This window comes from Bartonella melophagi K-2C (genome assembly GCF_000278255.1).
Classification (GTDB): Bacteria; Pseudomonadota; Alphaproteobacteria; order Rhizobiales; family Rhizobiaceae; genus Bartonella; species Bartonella melophagi.
This window is the reverse complement of sequence record NZ_JH725088.1, coordinates 12,498-14,337: the sequence shown is the minus strand read 5'-3', so window position 1 is coordinate 14,337 and position 1,840 is coordinate 12,498. Positions and strand designations below refer to the sequence as shown.

3 protein-coding genes and 1 pseudogene are annotated in these 1,840 nt (G+C 37.1%); all 4 read left to right on the top strand.

Translation table 11 applies throughout. The annotated features are described in order from the left end of the window. Positions 1 to 363 (top strand): hypothetical protein (locus ME3_RS06560; RefSeq protein WP_007478126.1); only part of this gene is annotated, 363 nt, incomplete at its 5' end. A 152-nt stretch (positions 364 to 515) separates the two neighbouring features. Further along, entirely contained in the window at positions 516 to 986 is a 471-nt protein-coding gene (locus ME3_RS06555) for a crossover junction endodeoxyribonuclease RuvC (protein ID WP_007478125.1), read from the top strand. Continuing rightward, a complete protein-coding gene (locus ME3_RS06550; protein ID WP_007478124.1) occupies positions 986 to 1,351 on the top strand; it encodes a DUF1376 domain-containing protein in 366 nt (121 codons plus the stop codon). The genes ME3_RS06555 and ME3_RS06550 overlap by 1 nt, the downstream gene beginning before the upstream one ends. Next, a pseudogene (locus ME3_RS06545) lies at positions 1,341 to 1,840 on the top strand (DUF1376 domain-containing protein); the annotation flags it as partial. The gene ME3_RS06550 and the pseudogene ME3_RS06545, both read left to right, overlap by 11 nt.

Sequence of the window (1,840 nt, the reverse complement as noted above, 5' to 3'; positions counted from 1 at the left end):
CTTTCAAGACAATATTCTAATCAAAAAAGAGCTCGTTCACTAAAAGAAGAATTGCATGATTTAAAATTTGATAATTGGATAGAGAGGTTTGGAGGTTCGCTTTCAGAATTATGCATGTTGATTAAGCAAGAGCAAGCTACACTTAAAAAATTATCCACTTCAATTCAGCAAGAAGGTAAGCAATTGCAGCGGAAAAGAGAAAACGTGGATTTACAAATGGAATGGCTTGATATTCTCAGTCAAAGTAATATTGAAATCAACGCAAAAAAACCAGTTAAACCGATAGAGATTTTACCACCCAAAAAAGTCATTCCTTTTGAACAAAAGGAAAATCTTCAGACAAACAAACCTCTTCAAGCGTAACATTGTACGACAGTTAACGTAGCCCTCTTATTGTTTAGTATTCAGAGTTCTTAAGAAGGCTACTTTTTAACATTTTTTCAATTGAGCTACGCGCTAGACGCTCTGTCATAGCGTGCATAGCCGTATATTATCTAAACTTAAGGAGAACAATTGTGAATAATGTTTCACAAACCATTCTTTGTCTTGATCTAGGTACGAAAACAGGCTGGGCAATTTCTTCTGAAGATGAGGTTATAGCCAGTGGAACAGTGCATTTTCCCACACGTCGATTTGAAGGCGGTGGGATGAGATATTTGAGATTCAAGCAATGGCTTACACAAACCAAGGCGATACTAGGGCACATTGACGCCGTGTATTTTGAAGAAGTGCGCTGTCACATTGGGACAGATGCGGCTCATGTTTATGGGGGCTTGTTAGCGACCTTAACCACTTGGTGTGAATGCTATCAGATTCCTTATGACGGCATCCCTATTGCGACGATTAAGAAAGCAATGACAGGCAGAGGCAATGCCTCAAAAACAGAAATGATTAAGGCTGTACGTGCAAAAGGACATGAGCCTGAAGATGATAATGAAGCAGATGCTTTAGCAATTTTATACTTAAAGAAAGAAGGAGGCATGTAATGTTGACGAAATCACCCTGGGTGAAACTTTATCCTAGTCAATTTTTAAAAGAGCTTATGGGGTTGAAGCCAGCAGAAACAGCTGTTTACACAACGTTGGTCTTGTTCATGATTGATAAGGGCGCCCCTATTTTGAACAATGCTTCTTATTTATCAAATTTGTGCAGCTGTTCAGTACAGACATTTAAAAAGATATTAGAAGCTTTAATAAGCTATGGCCACATTATTCATTTAGAAGATAACAGCTTATGGTACACCTCATCAGCATTTGATGTCAATATGAGTAGAAAAGCTTCAGAGAAAGCTTCCAAAGCAGCCACGGCAAGATGGAATAAGAAAAGAGAGGGGGAAAGCTATGTCAACTAAAATACCATGGACGAGACTTGATGCGGGTGAATGGATGAATGAAGTTTCTTGTTTATCTCCAACCGAAAAATGTATTTATGTGATGCTACGATTTCAAATGCTTTACACTGGCGAACCTCTTTTGAATGACTTTAAGGCCTTGTCTCTTTATGTCGGTTATCCAGTAAAAACATTTATGAAAGCATTAGATCTTTTATTACTTAAGAAAAAAATTATCAGTTTAGAAGATGGTCGCTTATGGAATTTAGATGTCGAAGAAGAATTAAATGATAGCAAAGAAAACTTAACTAAGTTTTCGGAAAGAGCTTCCAAAGCAGCGCAGGCGAGATGGGAAAAACAAAAAAAGTCCGATAATTCATTAGCAATCAGTGATGATGAAAATGTTAGTGACGATGCTAAGCATGATGCTAATGATATATCTAGCATTATTAAGCATGATATTAAGCATGATGCTAAAAGTATGCTTGTTGATATTAAGCATGATGCTAA

Coding starts and splice junctions, on each gene's coding strand:
- ME3_RS06550 (WP_007478124.1), top strand. CDS start 986: ATGTTGACGAAATCACCCTGGGTGAAACTTTATCCTAGTCAATTTTTA.